Annotated in this window: 19 protein-coding genes; 7 read left to right on the top strand and 12 right to left on the bottom strand. The window is 36.1% G+C overall.

The annotated features are described in order from the left end of the window. Nucleotides 1-40 precede the first annotated feature (40 nt). Together murB and Q0X66_RS12070 are read right to left on the bottom strand one after the other, a co-directional pair. Entirely contained in the window at nucleotides 41-1,057 is a 1,017-nt protein-coding gene (gene murB / locus Q0X66_RS12075) for a UDP-N-acetylmuramate dehydrogenase (RefSeq protein WP_297706685.1), read from the bottom strand. Beyond that, complete coding sequence (locus Q0X66_RS12070) at nucleotides 1,054-2,247, bottom strand: pyridoxal phosphate-dependent aminotransferase (protein ID WP_297706684.1); 1,194 nt, start codon at nucleotides 2,245-2,247, stop codon at nucleotides 1,054-1,056. The genes murB and Q0X66_RS12070 overlap by 4 nt, the downstream gene beginning before the upstream one ends. A 179-nt stretch (nucleotides 2,248-2,426) precedes the next feature. Here Q0X66_RS12070 and Q0X66_RS12065 point away from each other — a divergent pair, with 179 nt between their 5' ends. Continuing rightward, nucleotides 2,427-3,734 carry an aspartyl protease family protein gene (locus tag Q0X66_RS12065; RefSeq protein WP_297706683.1) on the top strand — a complete coding sequence of 436 codons (1,308 nt, stop codon included), beginning with the start codon at nucleotides 2,427-2,429 and terminating at the stop codon, nucleotides 3,732-3,734. 53 nt (nucleotides 3,735-3,787) lie between these two features. Here the strand turns inward: Q0X66_RS12065 and Q0X66_RS12060 are convergent, their stop codons facing one another. After that, on the bottom strand, nucleotides 3,788-4,174 hold the full coding sequence (locus Q0X66_RS12060) for a DUF1573 domain-containing protein (RefSeq protein WP_297706681.1): 387 nt from the start codon (nucleotides 4,172-4,174) through the stop codon (nucleotides 3,788-3,790). A gap of 177 nt (nucleotides 4,175-4,351) precedes the next feature. Between Q0X66_RS12060 and Q0X66_RS12055 the strand changes: the two genes are divergently transcribed. From Q0X66_RS12055 to Q0X66_RS12040, 4 genes are all read left to right on the top strand, one after another. Next, a complete protein-coding gene (locus Q0X66_RS12055) occupies nucleotides 4,352-6,982 on the top strand; it encodes a valine--tRNA ligase (RefSeq protein ID WP_297706679.1) in 2,631 nt (876 codons plus the stop codon). Between the two features lie 83 nt (nucleotides 6,983-7,065). Further along, the gene (locus Q0X66_RS12050) at nucleotides 7,066-7,659 is read left to right on the top strand and encodes a hypothetical protein (protein WP_297706677.1); all 594 of its coding nucleotides are present in this window, start codon (nucleotides 7,066-7,068) and stop codon (nucleotides 7,657-7,659) included. 96 nt (nucleotides 7,660-7,755) lie between these two features. Then, nucleotides 7,756-9,024 carry a sterol desaturase family protein gene (locus Q0X66_RS12045; RefSeq protein ID WP_297706675.1) on the top strand — a complete coding sequence of 423 codons (1,269 nt, stop codon included), beginning with the start codon at nucleotides 7,756-7,758 and terminating at the stop codon, nucleotides 9,022-9,024. A 9-nt stretch (nucleotides 9,025-9,033) separates the two neighbouring features. Further along, nucleotides 9,034-9,801, top strand: a complete 768-nt coding sequence (locus Q0X66_RS12040; RefSeq protein WP_297706674.1) for a creatininase family protein — start codon at nucleotides 9,034-9,036, stop codon at nucleotides 9,799-9,801. 6 nt (nucleotides 9,802-9,807) lie between these two features. Here Q0X66_RS12040 and Q0X66_RS12035 read toward each other — a convergent pair whose 3' ends face one another. From Q0X66_RS12035 to rsfS, 6 genes are read right to left on the bottom strand one after another with little or no spacing between them, the layout of a single operon-like run. Next, entirely contained in the window at nucleotides 9,808-10,074 is a 267-nt protein-coding gene (locus tag Q0X66_RS12035) for an acyl-CoA-binding protein (protein ID WP_297706672.1), read from the bottom strand. Further along, a complete protein-coding gene (locus Q0X66_RS12030) occupies nucleotides 10,064-10,732 on the bottom strand; it encodes a phosphatidylserine decarboxylase family protein (protein ID WP_297706670.1) in 669 nt (222 codons plus the stop codon). Before Q0X66_RS12030 ends, Q0X66_RS12035 begins: the two co-directional genes overlap by 11 nt. After that, nucleotides 10,722-11,525, bottom strand: a complete 804-nt coding sequence (locus Q0X66_RS12025; RefSeq protein ID WP_297706668.1) for a phosphatidate cytidylyltransferase — start codon at nucleotides 11,523-11,525, stop codon at nucleotides 10,722-10,724. The genes Q0X66_RS12030 and Q0X66_RS12025 overlap by 11 nt, the downstream gene beginning before the upstream one ends. A gap of 1 nt (nucleotide 11,526) precedes the next feature. Then, entirely contained in the window at nucleotides 11,527-12,138 is a 612-nt protein-coding gene (locus Q0X66_RS12020; protein ID WP_297706666.1) for an LUD domain-containing protein, read from the bottom strand. 58 nt (nucleotides 12,139-12,196) lie between these two features. Beyond that, entirely contained in the window at nucleotides 12,197-14,188 is a 1,992-nt protein-coding gene (gene ftsH / locus Q0X66_RS12015; RefSeq protein ID WP_297706664.1) for an ATP-dependent zinc metalloprotease FtsH, read from the bottom strand. A gap of 9 nt (nucleotides 14,189-14,197) precedes the next feature. Continuing rightward, a complete protein-coding gene (rsfS, locus tag Q0X66_RS12010) occupies nucleotides 14,198-14,575 on the bottom strand; it encodes a ribosome silencing factor (protein WP_297706663.1) in 378 nt (125 codons plus the stop codon). Nucleotides 14,576-14,648: 73 nt separating this feature from the next. On the opposite strand from rsfS, the gene Q0X66_RS12005 reads away from it, so the two are divergent. Beyond that, complete coding sequence (locus Q0X66_RS12005) at nucleotides 14,649-15,401, top strand: biotin--[acetyl-CoA-carboxylase] ligase (protein WP_366938694.1); 753 nt, start codon at nucleotides 14,649-14,651, stop codon at nucleotides 15,399-15,401. A 30-nt stretch (nucleotides 15,402-15,431) separates the two neighbouring features. Here the strand turns inward: Q0X66_RS12005 and Q0X66_RS12000 are convergent, their stop codons facing one another. Together Q0X66_RS12000 and pyrE are read right to left on the bottom strand one after the other, a co-directional pair. Then, on the bottom strand, nucleotides 15,432-15,824 hold the full coding sequence (locus tag Q0X66_RS12000) for an SRPBCC family protein (protein ID WP_297706660.1): 393 nt from the start codon (nucleotides 15,822-15,824) through the stop codon (nucleotides 15,432-15,434). 4 nt (nucleotides 15,825-15,828) lie between these two features. Then, nucleotides 15,829-16,470 carry an orotate phosphoribosyltransferase gene (gene pyrE, locus Q0X66_RS11995; protein WP_297706658.1) on the bottom strand — a complete coding sequence of 214 codons (642 nt, stop codon included), beginning with the start codon at nucleotides 16,468-16,470 and terminating at the stop codon, nucleotides 15,829-15,831. Between the two features lie 7 nt (nucleotides 16,471-16,477). Here pyrE and Q0X66_RS11990 point away from each other — a divergent pair, with 7 nt between their 5' ends. Continuing rightward, nucleotides 16,478-17,065 carry an NUDIX domain-containing protein gene (locus Q0X66_RS11990; RefSeq protein WP_297706656.1) on the top strand — a complete coding sequence of 196 codons (588 nt, stop codon included), beginning with the start codon at nucleotides 16,478-16,480 and terminating at the stop codon, nucleotides 17,063-17,065. Between the two features lie 11 nt (nucleotides 17,066-17,076). Here Q0X66_RS11990 and Q0X66_RS11985 read toward each other — a convergent pair whose 3' ends face one another. Continuing rightward, nucleotides 17,077-18,831 carry a M14 family metallopeptidase gene (locus Q0X66_RS11985; protein ID WP_297706654.1) on the bottom strand — a complete coding sequence of 585 codons (1,755 nt, stop codon included), beginning with the start codon at nucleotides 18,829-18,831 and terminating at the stop codon, nucleotides 17,077-17,079. Between the last annotated feature and the right edge of the window lie 26 nt (nucleotides 18,832-18,857).

Raw genomic sequence — 18,857 nt, 5'->3', positions numbered from 1 at the left:
TCTTTCTCGGGGGTTATTTTATGGCTTTTTTCTGTTCTTTTTAGCTAATTATATTTACTTCAGGCTTAATTTCGATGCCAAATCGCGTTAATACGGCATCCTGAATTTTAGTTGCTAATAGTAGTAACTCCTGTCCACTTGCTCCTCCATAGTTCACCAAGACTAAGGCCTGATTCTTATGAACCCCGGCATCACCAAATCTTTTTCCTTTAAATCCGCATTGTTCAATAAGCCATGCAGCAGGTATTTTATAAGTAGTTTCTGAAATTTGATAAAAAGGCGCTTCAGGATTATTCTCCAAAAAAGTAATAAACTTCTCTTTTGTTATAACTGGGTTTTTAAAGAAACTTCCACTGTTGCCCAATTTAACAGGGTCTGGGAGTTTCTTTTGGCGAATTGCAACTACAGACTTGGATACATCCTTGATTGTAGGGTTGTCAATCTTATTTTCTTTTAATTCTGTTTCAATTGCACCATAAGACGTATTTAGTTTATGGGGCGGTTTATTTAGTTTTAAATTTACAGACGTAATAATATATTTACCCTTCCCTGAATTCTTGAAAATAGAATCTCTATAGCCAAACTGGCAGTCAGACTTAGTAAAAGTGATGAGTTGCTGAGTAGAAACATCCATGGCTTCACAACTTTCAAAACAATCCTTGAGTTCAACCCCGTATGCGCCTATATTTTGTATTGGTGAGGTACCTACATTTCCGGGAATTAATGATAGATTTTCTAGCCCTCCGTAGTCGTGATTAATGGTCCAAATTACTAATTCATGCCAGTTTTCTCCCGCCATAATCTTCAGGATTACGTGATTTTCATCTTCTGAAAGTATGGTAATTCCCTTGATGTTAATGTGCATAACTAATGCATTTAAATCATTGGTAATTAGCATGTTACTTCCGCCGCTTAACACAATTTTTTTCGGGTAACCCTTTTGTTGAAGTACTTCTTTGAGACTCTGGATTGTGGTTATTTCTACGAAATGACTTGCAAAGGCTTCAATACCAAAAGTATTATACTTCTTCAAAGATATATTATGGCGTATTTTCACAAAGCCCGGTAGGTTTTAAGTGCTTCTTTTAATATTTGCACTGCTTTTATTAAACGTTCTTTTTTAAGAACATAAGCAATTCGTATCTGATTCTTACCCATTCCTTCGGTTGCGTAGAATCCTGCAGCTGGTGCAACCATAACGGTCTCACCGTTTAAATCATATTTCTCCAGAAGCCATTGTGCAAAATGATCTGCGTCTGTTATAGGCAATTGCGCTATACAGTAAAATGCGCCGTGAGGCCTGCCTACAATTAAACCGTCTATTTTATTCAATTCAGTTATAAGCAAATCACGCCTTTCTACATATTCTTCTATAACTTCCTTAAAGTACTCCTGTGGTGTTTCTAAAGCAGCTTCACTGGCAATTTGGGCATATGTAGGAGGTGAAAGTCTGGCTTGGGCAAATTTTAGGGCTGTTTTTATAATCTCCTTGTTTTTAGAGACAAGACAACCAATTCTTGCGCCACACATACTATATCTCTTGGAAACAGAATCTATAACGATGGCGTGTTCTTCCAACCCGTTTTCCTGTAATATGGAATAGTGCTCTTTTCCATCGTAAGTGAACTCTCTATAGACCTCATCTGCAACCAGAAAAAGATTATATTTTTTTACCAATAATGCCAGGTTCTGAATTTCGGTTTTATTGTATAAATACCCAGTAGGATTTCCAGGGTTGCATATAAGGATTGCTCTAGTCTTATTTGTAATGAGCTTTTCGAAATCCTCAATGGGAGGTAGCGCAAAATTGTTTTCAATTTTTGAAAGCACGGGAGTTACTTTTATTCCCATAGCTGTTGCAAAACCGTTGTAATTGGCATAAAAAGGTTCAGGAATTATAATTTCATCCTGAGCATCAGCAATGCTTCCCATAGCAAAGGAAAGAGCTTCAGATCCCCCGGTTGTCACCAAAATGTCATTGTGTGCGACGTGTATTTTTTGCTTTTCGTAATATTTACTTAATTTTTTACGATAGATTTCGGAACCTTCGGTTCTACTGTAGGCTAAAACTTCAATTGTGTTATTTTTGACCGCATCCAACGCCTGTTTAGGAGTTTTTATATCTGGCTGGCCAATATTCAGATGAATTACTTCAATACCCCGAAATTTGGCATCTTCCGCATAGGGAACCAATTTCCGGATTGGGGATTCTGGCATTAATTGACCCTTCCTTGAGATGGCTGGCATAAAATTCTAAATTTTAGCAAAAATGGGAAATCATTATGGACAAAACAACATAAAGTTAAATATTATCAGTTCATCTAATGGAATGTTAAAGTACTATAAACTTCTGCTATTATTTAGTATCTTTAAGATATATTGAACTAATTATTAGCAAGTTGCGTCAAATTTTTAAATATTTTTTATTGTTAATTCTGTGGTTGCCATTTTATGGTATATCACAAGGTTTTGGATTGCCAAATGGGAAAAAATTCGAAAAGGTTAATTTTAAATTAATCAATAATCTTATAATTATTCCTATTGAAGTTAACGGGGCGAATTTGTCCTTTATCCTGGATTCAGGGGTGAGTACACCTATTCTATTTAATGTATCGGACCAGGATTCCATTCAATTAAAAAACGTATCGGAAATCACAATTAGGGGTCTTGGGGATGGGGACCCGATAAAAGCGCTTAGTTCAAAAGGAAACTTTTTCAAAATAGATGAAATTAGAAATTTTAATCAGTTATTATGCGTTGTTCTGGACAAGGAAATGAATTTCTCCCCAAGTCTGGGAATCCCTATACATGGAATCATTGGATATGACCTCTTCCGGGATTTTGTTGTCGAAATTAATTATGGTTCACAATACATTAAATTTCATGATCCCCGGTTTTATAAAGAAAAAGAGAATACCAAATCGCAGACATTACCTTTAGCTATTAGACGAAACAAGGCTTATATTGATGGAAATGTTGGTTTAAATGGGGAAAACGATGTACCGGTAAAACTTTTAATTGATACAGGTAGTAGTGATACTGTTTGGCTCTTTAGGGATGAGGAAAAAGGGCTTGGTATTCCTGTACAAAACTATCAGGATTTTTTAGGTCGGGGATTGAATGGAAGTATCTTTGGTAAACGCACCAGGTTAAATAGAATTAATATAGGAGAATTTGTATTAAAGGACGCGAAAGCAGCATTTCCTGATATGGAAACCTTTAGTACCCTGGCCATGACAGGGAATAGAAACGGTAGTATTGGCGGGGCCATTCTTAAACGCTTTAATATTGTTTTTAACTATCCTGCCAAAGAAATTACCTTTAAAAAGAATAGACATTTTGGTGCTCCTTTCCAGTACAATATGTGTGGCGTTCAATTACAGCATAATGGAGTGCGATATATCGCAGAACGGATCGCAGATAGCAGAGGGGTTGTTATAAATAGTGAAAGTACATTTGGGGATGTGGAAATTCTTATGGAGAACCAGACCCGACTTAGTTTAGTACCTGAGATTATTGTTTCAGGTATCAGGGCAGGAAGCCCGGCCGAAGAGGCTGGTCTTAAAGAAGGAGATATAATTTTAGCTGTAAATGGTAAGCGTATTTATAGTTATAAACTTCAGGAAGTCATGAACTTGCTCAATGAAAAAGAAGGAAAGCGCATTAAGGTACTTATTGAAAGATACAACAGAGATTTGTTATTTTCATTTGTACTCAAAACAGTATTTGAATAAAAAAACCGGAATTTTCATTCCGGTTTTTATTTATTAATATAATACAGATTTTTCTATTTACCGTCTACACTTGTCACTTCGCCTTTAATTTTTAACACTTTAGTAGGTGTATCAGCGTTTGATATCACTGTTATAGCCTTTCTAATTGGTCCAACTCGCTTAGTGTCATATTTTACTTGTATTTCTCCTGTTTTACCCGGCAAAATAGCTTCTTCAGGTTTTTTGGGGATAGTACAGCCACAACTGGAACTTACTTTACTTATAATTAAAGGTGCCGTTCCTGTATTTGTAAATTCAAATACCCTTACGCCATCACTACCTTTTTCAATTACACCATAATCAACGGTCTCCGATTTAAATTCTATCTTGGCCGCCTTATCCTGGGCGTTTACACTAAATGCAAGTAGGCCTACAAATAATATTAGTACTATTTTTTTCATTACTTTTTGGTTTTGGGTGAATCTCAAATGTAAATGTTTTAGTATCAACATCCAAAATTCTTTTGTTATCTTCTAACGTTACTTATTTTTGTTTCGTATTTGCATTCAAGTTTAACATTTTTAGTGATAATCATTTTTTGATACCGGTATTGATTAAACAAAAACTGTACCAAAATTATGGATATTCCATCAAAATATGAGCCTCGGATAATAGAAGACCATTGGTATGACTATTGGATGGCCAACAATTATTTTCATTCATCACCCGATAGTCGTGAGCCTTATACCATAGTTATACCGCCACCTAATGTTACCGGTATTCTGCATATGGGGCATATGTTGAATAATACCATTCAGGATGTGCTTATTAGAAGAGCGCGCCTGCTTGGGCTTAATGCATGCTGGGTACCAGGAACAGACCATGCTTCCATAGCAACAGAGGCAAAAGTCGTAGCTAAATTGAAGGAACAGGGAATAGATAAAAAGGATATTTCAAGAGAAGAATTCCTGGTTCATGCCTGGGAATGGACACACGAATACGGGGGTGTAATTTTAGAACAGCTTAAAAAGTTAGGTTGTTCATGTGATTGGGATCGCACAAAATTTACGATGGATGAAGACATGTCTGCCTCCGTTATTAAAGTTTTTGTTGAATTATTCAATAAAGGTTTGATATATCGTGGTTATCGTATGGTGAATTGGGATCCTGAAGCAAAAACGACATTATCAGATGAGGAAGTAATATACGAAGAGCGCAATGGCGAGTTGTATTATCTGGCATATTCCATCGAAGGTTCTGATGATAAGGTTATAATAGCAACCACACGTCCTGAAACCATTCTGGGTGATACTGCCCTTTGTGTCAATCCAAACGATGAACGTTACAGAAAGTTGAGAGGTAAAAAGGCAATCGTTCCCATATGCAATAGGATAATTCCAATAATTGAAGACGAATATGTTACTATGGAATTTGGAACTGGTTGTCTAAAAGTCACACCTGCACATGACGAAAATGATAAGCTTCTTGGCGAAAAACATCAGCTTGAAACAATAGATATTTTTAATGAAGATGCTTCATTAAATTCTTTCGGAATGCATTTTGAAGGGATGGACCGGTTTTTAGCACGTACAGCCATTGTTAAGGAATTAAAACAAACAGGTGTTTTAACAAAGGTGGAACCTTATGTAAATAAAGTCGGTACTTCCGAACGAACAAAAGTCGTCATAGAACCAAGACTTTCAGATCAATGGTTTCTTAAAATGGAAAATTTGGCAAAGCCGGCTTTAACTGCTGTTCTGGAAACCAGGGAAGTGAACTTTTTCCCTAGAAAATTTGAAAACACATATCGTCATTGGATGGAGAATATTCGGGATTGGAATATTTCCCGGCAACTTTGGTGGGGACAACGCATACCCGCTTATTTCTATGGAGATGGCGAAAACGATTTTGTTGTTGCGGAATCAAAAGAAGATGCTCTGGTCAAAGCAAGAGATAAATCTGGGAATATTGGGCTGACTGAGGAAGATCTGAAACAAGATGAAGATGTATTGGATACCTGGTTTTCTTCATGGCTCTGGCCAATTAGTGTTTTTGGTGGAATCATGGAACCAGATAACAAAGAGGTTAATTATTATTACCCTACGAGCGATCTGGTTACCGCACCCGATATTTTGTTTTTTTGGGTAGCCAGGATGATTGTTGCTGGTTATGAATTTAGAGGAGAAAAACCATTTGATAATGTTTATCTAACGGGTCTGGTTCGGGATAAAGAAAGGCGTAAAATGTCCAAATCTCTGGGTAATTCCCCTGATGCACTAAAATTAATTTCAATATTCGGGGCAGATGCCGTACGAGTTGGCTTACTACTAAGTTCTGCAGCCGGGAACGACCTTTTATTTGATGAAGCTCTTTGCCAGCAAGGAAAAAACTTCGCCAATAAAATATGGAATGCCTTTCGTCTTGTTAAAGGATGGGAAATTGCCGAACTACCGCAACCTGAGTACTCTTTAAAAGGGATTGAATGGTATACAGACAGATTTAATCAAGTGCTTGTGGAGATAGAGGACCATTTTAGCAAATACCGTATATCAGAAGCATTAATGGCAATTTACAAACTGGTTTGGGATGATTTTTGCTCATGGCTGCTGGAAATAGTTAAGCCTGCCTATCAGCAACCAATTGATCAGAAAAGTTACACTGCAATCATATCTATATTTGAGAATAATTTAAAGCTTTTACACCCATTTATGCCCTTTCTAACGGAAGAAATATGGCAGCGTATCTCGGATCGTAAACCATCTGAGGCCCTGGTCATTGCTAACTGGCCAGAAATAGAAAGTTATGACTCTGAACAAATTAAGGCATTTGATTTAGCGGCAGAAGTAATATCCGGTATTCGGAATATTCGCAAAGAGAAGAATATACCTTTAAAAGAAACTTTAGAACTTTCAGTACTAAATAAAGAAGGAATAACTGAAGACTGGGATGTGGTAATCAAAAAGCTGGCTAATGTGGAGCCCATTAATTCCGTACATAGCGCTGTGGATGGTGCACTGTCATTTAGAGTTAGAAGTAATGAATATTTTATACCTGTTTCCGGAACACTTGATATAGATGCCGAAATAAAGAAGATCAGGGAAGAACTTTCGTATACCAAAGGTTTCCTGCAATCCGTTCATAAAAAACTTGCTAATGATCGGTTTGTTAATAATGCCCCAGAAAAGGTAGTGGCAATGGAAAAAAAGAAAGCAGAGGATGCGGAAGCTAAAATTGAAACATTGGAAAAAAGTTTGAGTAGTTTGGAGTAATCAAGATATGTTTTTTAGAGTAAATAATGTCATTATTTGAGGTTTTCCCAGATGATGTTTATCTTTAGACAAAGTACGTTCGGATGAAACCAATACTGATATCATTTTTCTTTCTATTTATTATTTCCCTGGGAGCTCAAGAGGGTCAATTAGAAATATTACCAGCAGAAATTCAAATAAATACTGCAGTCTTACCGGCACCAGAAGAAGATAAAGCAGATGCTATGGTATACGGCTATGACAAACAAGGCAAATTGGTAGTGTTGCGTAAAGGAACCAATAACCTGGTGTGCCTGTGTGATGACCCCTCTAAAGAAGGTATAAGTGTCAGTTGCTATTCTAAGAAACTTGAACCCTTTATGGCCAGGGGGCGAGAACTTACTGCTCAGGGTAAAAACTTTAAGGAAAAACGAGAGATTAGAGGAGAAGAAATAGCTTCAGGAAAAATAATAATGCCTGAGGAGCCTAGCATGATGTATATATTTTATGGCACCGATGAGAATTATGATAAAACTACCGGTAATTTGAAAGACGGAAAGTTTCGATATGTTATTTATACACCATTTGCTACAACCGAATCTACAGGGCTTCCCAGTAAACCTCACGCACCAGGAATGCCATGGCTTATGGATCCCGGAACTCATAGAGCCCATATAATGGTTGGTCCTTTCAACTAGTATATGCATGCATTATTTATAAATAGACTGGTTTGTCAGTATGGGTTGAAATGCTAATTGATGAATTTTTCTATCTTTGAAGAAGCACATTTTTAAATGGAATCTTACGCAACTGCACTCCTTTATGCCATTCCTTTTTTTATTTTTTTATTGGGTATAGAAATACTCTTCGGATACTTTGTTAAAAATCAAAAGCACAAGGTTCTGGATACTGTAAGTAGTATTAGTTCCGGTCTGACTAATATTTTGAAGGATTCCCTTGGTCTGGGGATCATAATCGTAAGTTATCCTTATTTATTGGAGCACCTCGCATTAACAGAAATAAAAACCAGCTGGTTAGTTTGGGGTATTGCCTTTATTGTTATCGATTTTGCAGGTTATTGGAATCACCGGCTAAGCCATCATGTTAATTTTTTTTGGAATCAACATGTAATACACCACAGCAGTGAGGAATTCAATTTAGCATGTGCCTTGCGACAGTCAGTTTCCAATTTAATAGGCTATTTTCCACTTTTCTTAATTCCTGCAGCAATTCTTGGAGTTCCTACAAAAGTTATTGCAATTCTGGCACCCATCCATCTTTTTGCCCAGTTTTGGTATCACACTCAGCATATAAGAAAAATGGGATGGTTAGAATATATAATTGTTACACCGTCCCAGCATCGGGTTCATCATGCAATAAATCCTGAATATATTGATAAAAACCTTGGTCAGGTATTATGCATATGGGACCGTATGTTTGGTACTTTTCAGGAAGAACTGGCAGAGGTGCCACCCCAATATGGAGTTTTGAAACCAGCTCGTACCTGGAATCCACTACTAATTAATTTTCAGCATATTTGGCGATTAATTAAAGATGCGTGGCATACGGAGAACTATTTGGATAAAGTAAGAATATGGTTTATGCCTACAGGGTGGAGGCCAGAAGATGTTAAAGAGAATTATCCGATAAGTGTAATACAAGACGTATATCATTTTCAACGGTATCAAACAAAAGCTTCATTTGCTTTTAAAGGGTATATAATTTTTCAAATGTTAACTACTTTAATATTATTACTATTTATGTTTTATAACTATTCGGAAATTGGTTTCAATGGCTTACTTTTATTTGGAGTCTTCGTTTTTTTAGGAATATATGGCTATACTACCCTTATGGATAGAAGCAAAAATGCTGTATGGATAGAACTTTTTAGAGGAATACTTGGACTTTTGCTCATTTTTTTTACTGGAGATTGGTTTGGTATTAATGCCCAAGTTACGGGAGGAGGTTATTTTGTTGGGATGTATTTTGTTATTACAATTATTGGAGGGATATATTTTACCTATATAGAAAGAGAATCATTAACTGCCGATGCAGTGTTATAAGAATAAAATATGGGGATAAGACCATACATACTTGCTGAATCTAACTGGGCAGCCATTAAAAAGACAGATTTTGAAATGGCTATACTACCATGGGGAGCTACCGAAGCGCATAATTATCATTTACCCTATGCCACAGATATATATGAGGCGGATTATATTGCCGCTGCTGCGGCAAAAATTGCATGGGAAAAGGGTGCAAAACCAATTGTTTTACCAACAATTCCGTTTGGTGTAAATACAGGGCAATCTGATATCTTACTCGACATAAATCTTAATCCCACTACTCAACTGGCCATCTTAAACGACATAATAGACACCCTTAATCGTCAGGGGATTTACAAGCTTTTGATTTTTAACAGCCACGGCGGAAATAATTTTAAGCCATTAGTTAGAGAATTAGGGTTAAAATATCCGCATATGTTTATTTGTTTCTCCAATTGGTTTCAGGCCATGAATAGATCAGATTATTTTGAAAATGAAGGCGATCATGCGGAAGAAATGGAGACAAGTCTTATGTTATATCTTAAACCTGAATTAGTATTGCCAAAAGATAAATGGGGGACTGGTAAATCTAAAAGTTTTAAGATTAAAGCATTTACAGAGGGCTGGGTATGGGCGGAGCGAAAATGGTCAGAGATAAGTGAGGATACCGGCGTAGGGAATCCGGATCTTGCCACCAGGGAAAAAGGTAAGCGATTCTTTGGGGATATATCTTTAAAAATAGGAAATTTAATTTATGATTTATGCAAAGCTGATTCTAAAGATCTATATGAATAATAGCCCTTATGGTTTGTTGACGATCTCTTTTTGCACTAAACTTACATATAGGTCCATCGCTTCATTCCGATCAATATTCTGCGCCTGAATCAAGGCATTGGCCTTAAATGCATTTATTAATGGGGTCTTACTTCCAGGGTTATTGTAGTTTTTATTGGCAATTTTGTAGTAGGCATATAACTTCAGTAATAAGTCTGCTGGTAAAGGCTTCTTATAGTCATTTACAAGCTGTACTGCTTCTAGAAAATCGCTATATAATTTATCATTCTTCATCCCTGTGAGGAGTTGTGGCGATGCAGGTTTTGGCACCGACAACTTTCTGATTTAATTTTACGGTGATAGCACTGTCTAATGGTAATAGTAAATCTACCCTGGACCCGAATTTAATAAAGCCCGAATCTTCACCTTGTTGAGCGTTTTCACCAATCTCTGCATAATTTATAATACGCCTCGCCATTGCTCCCGCAATTTGTCTGTAGAGAATATCCCCAAATTTTGGTGTATGAATCACCACGGTTGTTCGTTCATTTTTTTCACTTGATTTTGGATGCCAGGCAACAAGGAATTTACCAGGATGATATTTAGAGTATTTAATAACCCCGCTAGATGGATATCTGGTTATATGCACATTGGTTGGTGACATAAAGATGGAAACTTGTATGCGTTTATCCTTAAAATATTCTTCCTCTTCTACTTCTTCTATAGCAACTACCTTCCCGTCAACAGGAGCCAGTATATCATTAAAATTTTTATTAATAACTCTCTTCGGATTTCTAAAAAACTGGAGAATAAGAATTAATATGATTAATGCTAAAATTTGAACCGTATACTTTAACCAAGGTTCAACTATATAAAAGTGAGCCAATACAATAGCAATACCAACGCTAAAAAAAGTTGTTAGTATAATTTTCTGGCCTTCTCTATGAAACATACGAAAATAACATTAAAGTTAAATAAGCAAAAGGGGCAGCAAATATTAAACTATCTAAGCGATCTAACATACCGCCATGTCCAGGTAAAATGGCGCCACTATCTTTAACACCAGCCTGTCTTTTTAATTTAGATTCAATAAGGTCGCCCAAACTTCCTGTCAGCACAATAACTCCCGCTAGAATGACCCATTGTGCCGGGTTTACAATATCTTCATATTTTGCCATAAAATAGGCAGCTCCCAAAGTAAAAACCAACCCTCCCAGGGTTCCTTCAATAGTTTTTTTAGGCGACACCGCCGGATATAGTTTTGTGCGCCCTAATGTTTTACCCACTACATAGGCAAATGAATCATTTACCCAAATTAATATAAAAATCCCCATAATAAGGTATTTAGCAAATTCATTATCCTTATATGGGATCATAGTCAAGAAAATACATCCGCCACCAACATAGAAAAGACCTGCTATAAATTTTTCGTAATTATAATAGATTTTTTTCTTTTTAGAAAATAGGTAGTAAATCAAACTAAGGTTGACAATGATAGTCAGAAACATGAGCACATTGATCAATATTTTATCATCTATAAGATAAATATAAGCCCACCATAGGCCTAAATAAGCTATAAAAACATAGTACCCCCGGAGATGTACTAATCTTTTATATTCATACAAACATGCCAGACCAAAGACCATAAAAAGAAAGTCAAATGCATCTGAACTTAGAAAAACGGCAGAAAGAAGCAAAATTACATAAACAGCTCCGGTCAATAATCGCCTAAGAAGTTCTTTCATACTAAAGGTCTTCCATAAGTAATAAGTACAGGTGTTTTGTACTGCTACCATAGGTTAGAAAATCATTGGCATTTTCTTCAGTTCCCTGAAAATGTTTAATAGTAGTAATATTTGCGGGGATAACTTGTCTGTATTTCTTTTTGATTGTTTTTAAACCCTCTCCAATTGTGCTTACTAACTGGCTGGTTGTGGCGAAAACAATAACATTATCTGGCAACTCGTTAAGCTTCTTTTCTTTAAGCTGGTTTGAGCAAACTAAAATAGATCCGTTTTGGGCAACCAAATGCTCACAGGTAGTAAAGAAAATTTCACTCTCGTTTGCCCTATCTGTAAACCTTAAATTGTCTTTAGAAAATTTGTCTTTTAAGAGGGGATTCATTACAAAGAAAGGAACTTCCTCCCAATGATTTTCCTCAATTATATTTTTTAAAGCTTCTGAAACTTCATCAAAAGAATCACAATAAATAAATTTACCACCATTCTTTTTAAAATGAATCGTAAACTTCTCATCAACCGGGATATTTAGGTCGGGCATATGCATCCCCCTGGTTTCCACCGTTGCTTTGGAAACTTTCTTTTTACCACCACCAAATAGCTTGTCAAATATACCCATCGATATAATTAGGCTTCAAATAATGCTCGACTTATTAAAAAAACAACGTTTAGAATTATTATTTATTTTCTTTGGTAGATTCTTCAGGTGCTAGCTCATCAGTATCAACTATTTCCTGACCTTTTTTATCAAATACTTTGTCAAAAGGGCGACTGCCAAAAATTTTAACTAAATCCTCTTTAAAGATAACTTCTTTTTCCAATAAGCGTTCAGCCAATGCTGTAAGTTTATCTTTATTTTCATTCAGCACTTCAATAGCTCGTCTATACTGCTCTTCTATTAATTTAGAAATTTCCTCATCAATTACCTGGGCAGTTTCTTCACTGTAAGGTTTGGTAAACCCATATTCATTTTGACTGGAGGAGTCGTAGTAGGTAATATTTCCAATTTGGTCATTAAGCCCATAAATGGTTACCATAGCACGGGCCTGCTTGGTTACTTTTTCCAAATCACTAAGAGCACCGGTAGATATTTTATCAAATATCACTTTTTCAGCGGCCCTGCCTCCTAAAGTGGCGCACATTTCATCTTTCATTTGATCCGGACGAACGATAAGGCGTTCTTCGGGCAAATACCATGCTGAACCCAGAGATTGACCTCTTGGGACTATAGTAACTTTTACTAATGGCGCAGCATGTTCCAGCATCCAACTTACAGTTGCATGGCCAGCCTCATGATAGGCAATAGTCTTTTTCTCTTCCGGGGTAATAATTTTATTCTTTTTTTCAAGTCCACCGACAATTCTGTCCACCGCATCAAGGAAGTCTTGTTTGTTAACGGCCTTTTTTTCTTTACGGGCCGCAATAAGTGCAGCTTCATTGCAGACGTTGGCTATATCTGCTCCCGAAAATCCAGGTGTTTGTTTGGCCAGAAAATCAAGATCAAGTGTCTCAGAAGTTTTTATTGGTCTAAGATGTACTTCAAATATTTCCTTTCTTTCCCGAATATCGGGCAGATCAACATAAATCTGTCTGTCAAATCTACCTGCACGCATCAAAGCTTTATCCAATACATCAGCTCTGTTGGTAGCAGCCAATACAATTACATTGGTATTTGTTCCAAAACCATCCATTTCCGTTAATAACTGGTTCAGGGTATTTTCACGTTCATCATTAGATCCAGTGAAATTGTTTTTACCTCTTGCCCGTCCTATAGCATCAATTTCATCGATAAAAATAATTGCCGGAGATTTGTCCTTCGCCTGCTTAAACAGATCCCTAACTCTTGAGGCGCCTACCCCAACAAACATTTCAACAAAATCTGATCCAGATAATGAGAAAAAGGGAACTTTTGCTTCTCCCGCAACTGCTTTAGCGAGCAATGTTTTACCGGTACCCGGAGGTCCCACCAAAATCGCTCCTTTTGGAATTTTACCTCCTAAGGAAGTGTACTTATCAGGGAACTTCAAGAATTCTACTATTTCTTCGACTTCTTCTTTGGCACCCTCTAAACCGGCAACATCTTTAAAAGAAGTTCTTGTATCGGTTTTTTCGTCAAATAACTTTGCTTTAGATTTTCCAATATTAAAGATCTGACCACCTGCACCTCCACCGGCACCTCCGGACATTCTTCTCATGAGATAAATCCATATACCAATGATCAGTACAAATGGGAGTATAGAAAACAACAACTCCATAAAGACATTAGACTCTTTATCAAATTCTACTATGGTATCTAAGTTATTCTCCTTTTTTATTTCGGTTATTTCATTTTGAAAAATTTGTAAATCACCATAATCCAATACATATTGGGGAATAGAACCTGTTGAAGGAAACAAAGGCTTTTCAGACACATCTTTATGCACATCCTTTGCGAGTGCTTCATCAGATAGGAAAACTTTAGCCTGATTGGTGTTGGTGATAATCAATATCTTGGTGATATCTCCATTGCGAAGATATTCCTGCAATTCTGAGGTAGTTGTTGTTTTGGTTGAAGTGAGATTATCACTTCCAAAGAATTGGAACGCAATTAAGAATATTGCTATCAAACCATAAATCCACCAGGAACTGAATCTAGGTTTCTTTTGCGGGGTATTATTATCTTTTGCCATTGTCTTTTTTTACTGATTAAAACTACTTTCTACCATAGTGCACTTTGCGTCTCCCCAAAGCCCCTCCACGTCATAAAATTCTCGTATATGTTTTTGGAATACATGAACAACAATGTTTACATAGTCCAGCAACACCCATTCTGCATTTTCAGATCCTTCAACATGCCATGGTTTGTCTTTTAATGCCTTACTTACTGTTTTTTGGATTGAATTTACTATCGCATTAACATGCGTATTAGAAGTGCCATTACAAATTATGAAGTAGTCACAAACAGTATTTTCTATTTCTCTTAGGTCAAGTACATTTATCTCGAGTCCTTTAACTTCTTCTATTCCATCTAAGATTAAGGTAATTAACTCATCTGCACTAGCTTTCCTTTTCTGCATTCAATAATTTTAATTTCTACAAAGTTATTGTTTTTTTGTTTTCTTAGCTACTGTTTTTAACATAACATTGTAGATGAAAAACGTACAAGCCTATATGCAAAGGATCAAACTTGATGCCACGGATTCAACAAACGCCTACCTGAAAAAGTTATTGCTTTCAGAGAAACTGGAAGATTTTACAATTGTTACTGCGAATGAGCAGTTGAATGGTCGCGGGCAAATGGGGACTCAATGGGAGTCAGAAGCAGGTAAAAACCTAACTTTTAGCGTTTTAAAGTACTTTAAAAACTACCGTATTCATGAACAATTTTTGTTAAATATAATCGCATCATTAGCGGTTTACCATACACTTAAAAAATTATTTATACCAAATTTACGAGTTAAATGGCCTAACGACATTCTGTCAGGTAATTTTAAGATATGCGGTATTCTAATCGAAAATAATTTAAAGAATGATTTAATTCAGTCTTCTATAATTGGATTTGGATTGAACGTTAATCAACTAGAATTCGGAAATTTAAAAAAAGCATCATCGATAAAAAAAATTAAGGGTAAGACTTTTAATCTTGATGAGGTGCTCACATCTTTAGTGCTAAATCTTGAAATACTTTTTAATGAATTTGAATCTGGAAAAGTTTCTGATATTCGTAAACAGTATGAAATGTTACTATTTAGGATAGACAAACCGTCTACTTTCAAAGACAGGGATTCCAAGTTGTTTACAGGGTATATTCGTGGAATCTCTGCGGAAGGTAATTTAGTAATAGAATTGGAAGATTCTATTTTAAAGGAATATGCATTTAAGGAATTGGAACTTTTACACTAAAACTTAATGGTTATACTATAGGAATGATTTTTAAATTTCGCTCAAATTATCTGATAGTGCATTCATAAAATTAGTAATGGGCGTTTTTATCATCATAGCCATCATTGAATTAAATTCTCCTTCGAAGCTTAACATTACTTCTGTTTGGTTATCGTTTTTAGAATCGATATCCACAGTAAGTGTAAATGGCAATTTTTCACTGGCAGCTCCTAATACCAGTTTATTAAAAGGTTGTTGTTTTTTTCTTTTAAGTACTATTTGCGGCATCCCTTTAAGAGCAAATAAGAAAGTGTCTGTGTCTAAAACTTCAAATTTATCGATGCTATCCGGCATTAATTGCTCAAAATTTTTAAGATCAATAACAAATTCATAAACATCCTTTACGTTTTTTGAAACGGTTTTCTTTTCAGTTACTATTTCCATTATTTCATGATTTCCATATTGAAGGATTGTTTCTCCATTCAATTAGTGTTTTTAATTGGCCCTCCTTAATATGTTTGCTGGAAGAGGCTTGCTCAATAAGATATTCATAATTGCTAAGCGTGTGAAGTTCTATCCCTTTATCTTTAAAACTCTCTTCAGATATACTAAAACCGTATGTAAAAATTGCTAACATACCCTTTACCACTGCTCCGTTCAGCTTTAAGGCTTCTACTGCATTAAGGCTGCTTTTACCAGTGCTTATAAGATCTTCAATAACAACAACAGTCTGATTAGCTGATAACTGACCCTCAATTTGATTTTGTCTTCCATGGGACTTAGCTTCCGGCCTTACATAAATAAAAGGCAACCCCAGATAGTCCGCAACAAGCATCCCAATTCCAATTGCCCCCGTGGCCACACCAGCAATTATATCTGGCTTCCCATATAAGTCGACAAGTTGTTTTGCAATTTGTTCTCTTATATAATTTCTGATCTCCGGAAAGGACAGAATTACCCTGTTGTCACAATAAATTGGAGATTTCCACCCGGAGGCCCAAGTAAAAGGATTTTCTGGTTTCAACTTTATTGCATTAATTTGCAGTAGGAGCTCGGCTGTTTTTGCCGCAGTGTGCTTATCTAAAACCATTTCACAAATGTATAAAGTTTTTGTTAAAGATGCCCCTTTGATTTTAACAAACAAATTGTCGGATACCGTGAATGGTGAGTATTTTATGATGAATGGCGAAGCCATTAACAATGCAATCGATGCATTGGCAAAAAAAAAGATGAACAGGGCATTTATTTATCATCCTAACCACGAGGAAATTTTAAAAAAATTTACAAAAAAAATTCCAATGGAAATTGCCGGTGGTGGTGTGGTGACCAACAAAAAGGGTAAAGTTCTTTTTATATATAGGAATGATAAATGGGACCTGCCCAAAGGAAAACGTGAAAAAGGCGAGTCTATTGAAGATTGTGCACTTAGAGAAGTTGAAGAAGAAACTGGGGTAAAAGGGTTAAAGATTGAAAATTTCCTGAGGACTACTTACCACATTTTTAAAAGAAACGGAATCTACAAGCTCAAGGAAGTTCATTGGTATGCAATGAAAACAGCTTACAAAGGAAAGTTAGTTGGTCAAAAAAGCGAGGGCATAGAAAAAGTTAAATGGAAAGGGCCTCAGAAAATTCATAAGGCTCTGGAAAATTCTTATACCAATATAAAATCACTATTTGCAGATTAGTTTTGTTTTAATTAGTTAGTTGTATCCTTTGGAATACGATAAACAGGATACCGTAAATGGGAAGCTTCATAATATTTGGAACGCGTATATATCCATTGCAATTGATCGTATGAATTTTGACTAAAGGCTTCATCCCTCTCTTTTTTGTATTCAAAACTCTCGCGAAGGCGATGATTATCTCTTAATATTTCTAGTGCAAGATCCTCGAACACATAGGGTGAGAAACCTTCTTTTTGCTGTAAAATAGGATCAAAAAAATTCCAATTAAAAAATGAATCTACAGCTGCGGGTTCAAGAGTTTCCATAATATATCGAATTCCCGGCTGATCTGTAGGAATTATATAATCGCCTTCATAAACGGCCACGCGTTTATTTGAACACAAAACCTTGGTGTTATAATGCGGGTAATGCCCTTCATAGGGATTGAGTCTGGTTTTGTAATCTTTTATTTTATATACCTCTGCGATTAGTGAGGTATCTTCTTTTACAAGTGAATATGAAATCTCATTTAAATCCATAAGATTTATAACCCTATTCCATGCCTTACTCACAACATATGCCTTCGGAATTGTCACAGAATCTTTGGACACAAAATAATTGTGGTAAGAGACTTCTTTGTTAAATGGCCTACTACGGTCATAAATTAGTCTGGGTAAGCCTGTAACCTCACTTTGAACAGTGTCTGCATGGTAGCCTTTGAAATTCAGTATCGTAGTACGCGTGGAATCTATTTCCCAGGATAACGGATAATACTCCCAATTCTTTCTGCTGCTCTGGATATCCTCTCGTATTTCTTTTATTTTTTTACTTTGGGATTCGGCTAGTAACATAACTTTATTTAAAAAAGTGTAAGTGCCTTTTACCCTTTGCTTGTATGGTTTAAGCATATGTGTTTCCAACATCATCCCTAAGGTGCCCCATAGGGCCGTGTAACCTGTAGAATATCTTGGGTGGTCCATAAACTGAGAGAATCCATTTTCAGGAACTTTGTTATACACGTTGACAAAAGGAGCAATATCCCAGCCTTCGTCTACCAGTGAAGCTTCTAAAGCTGGTTTAAACTCATGATGTAAATAAGCTCCCATTTTATCTCCCAATTTATTATGCTGGGTAAATAGATGAGTAAGTGTGTATTGATAGTCTGCGCCATTACTGACATGATTATCAATAAAAATATCTGGCTTAACCAAATGAAAGATTTTAGCAAATGTTCGGCCATTCTTGGTGTCATTTTTTATAAAATCTCTGTTAAGATCATAATTTTTGGAATTTCCCCGAAAGCCATACTCTTCAGGCCCATTCTGATTTACTCTTGATGTAGAATTCCGATTCAAAGCACCGCCTACATTGTAGATTGGAATGGTTACAAGGACAATATTTTTTGGCGCTGGTAGTTTTTTAGTCCCCAAGTCTCTAAATAAAAGCATGCTGGCGTCCACTCCGTCACTTTCGCCTGGATGAATACCACTATTAATTAATATAGTAGTTTTTCTCTGTCCTATTTTGTCGAAATTAAAGTCGCCTTCAGGGTTGTATGTCACCACATGCAGAGGATATCCACTATCTGTTTCACCAATAGTTTGAATATTTATTTCTGGAAATTCTTTTGCTAAAGCAATATAGAAATCAATGGTCTCCGCATAAGTAGGTGTTTTTTTCCCTTCAGAGGCTTCAAAAGGGGTAACAAATTCAGTTTTTTTGTCTTCTTCTTTATTTTCGCAAGAAATAAGTGAAGCACATAAAAAGAAAACTAAGAGGCGTTTCATGAAAATTGGAAATATAAATTCTGGCA

It is taken from the genome of uncultured Eudoraea sp., from assembly GCF_947260015.1.
In the GTDB taxonomy this organism is placed as follows: domain Bacteria; phylum Bacteroidota; class Bacteroidia; order Flavobacteriales; family Flavobacteriaceae; genus Eudoraea.
Note: the sequence above shows the minus strand (reverse complement) of the source record. Positions and strands in the feature narration are given on the sequence as shown.

Excerpts from the sequence above, each read along its gene's own strand:
- Q0X66_RS12055 (WP_297706679.1), top strand. The coding sequence starts at position 4,352 with ATGGATATTCCATCAAAATATGAGCCTCGGATAATAGAAGACCATTGG.
- rsfS (WP_297706663.1), bottom strand. The coding sequence starts at position 14,575 with ATGCAGAAAAGGAAAGCTAGTGCAGATGAGTTAATTACCTTAATCTTA.
- pyrE (WP_297706658.1), bottom strand. The coding sequence starts at position 16,470 with ATGGTTTTAGATAAGCACACTGCGGCAAAAACAGCCGAGCTCCTACTG.
- Q0X66_RS11990 (WP_297706656.1), top strand. The coding sequence starts at position 16,478 with ATGTATAAAGTTTTTGTTAAAGATGCCCCTTTGATTTTAACAAACAAA.
- Q0X66_RS12000 (WP_297706660.1), bottom strand. The coding sequence starts at position 15,824 with ATGGAAATAGTAACTGAAAAGAAAACCGTTTCAAAAAACGTAAAGGAT.
- ftsH (WP_297706664.1), bottom strand. The coding sequence starts at position 14,188 with ATGGCAAAAGATAATAATACCCCGCAAAAGAAACCTAGATTCAGTTCC.
- Q0X66_RS12060 (WP_297706681.1), bottom strand. The coding sequence starts at position 4,174 with ATGAAAAAAATAGTACTAATATTATTTGTAGGCCTACTTGCATTTAGT.
- Q0X66_RS12045 (WP_297706675.1), top strand. The coding sequence starts at position 7,756 with ATGGAATCTTACGCAACTGCACTCCTTTATGCCATTCCTTTTTTTATT.
- Q0X66_RS12025 (WP_297706668.1), bottom strand. The coding sequence starts at position 11,525 with ATGAAAGAACTTCTTAGGCGATTATTGACCGGAGCTGTTTATGTAATT.
- Q0X66_RS12005 (WP_366938694.1), top strand. The coding sequence starts at position 14,649 with ATGAAAAACGTACAAGCCTATATGCAAAGGATCAAACTTGATGCCACG.
- Q0X66_RS11985 (WP_297706654.1), bottom strand. The coding sequence starts at position 18,831 with ATGAAACGCCTCTTAGTTTTCTTTTTATGTGCTTCACTTATTTCTTGC.
- Q0X66_RS12020 (WP_297706666.1), bottom strand. The coding sequence starts at position 12,138 with ATGGGTATATTTGACAAGCTATTTGGTGGTGGTAAAAAGAAAGTTTCC.
- Q0X66_RS12050 (WP_297706677.1), top strand. The coding sequence starts at position 7,066 with ATGAAACCAATACTGATATCATTTTTCTTTCTATTTATTATTTCCCTG.
- Q0X66_RS12035 (WP_297706672.1), bottom strand. The coding sequence starts at position 10,074 with ATGAAGAATGATAAATTATATAGCGATTTTCTAGAAGCAGTACAGCTT.
- Q0X66_RS12070 (WP_297706684.1), bottom strand. The coding sequence starts at position 2,247 with ATGCCAGCCATCTCAAGGAAGGGTCAATTAATGCCAGAATCCCCAATC.
- Q0X66_RS12030 (WP_297706670.1), bottom strand. The coding sequence starts at position 10,732 with ATGTTTCATAGAGAAGGCCAGAAAATTATACTAACAACTTTTTTTAGC.
- Q0X66_RS12040 (WP_297706674.1), top strand. The coding sequence starts at position 9,034 with ATGGGGATAAGACCATACATACTTGCTGAATCTAACTGGGCAGCCATT.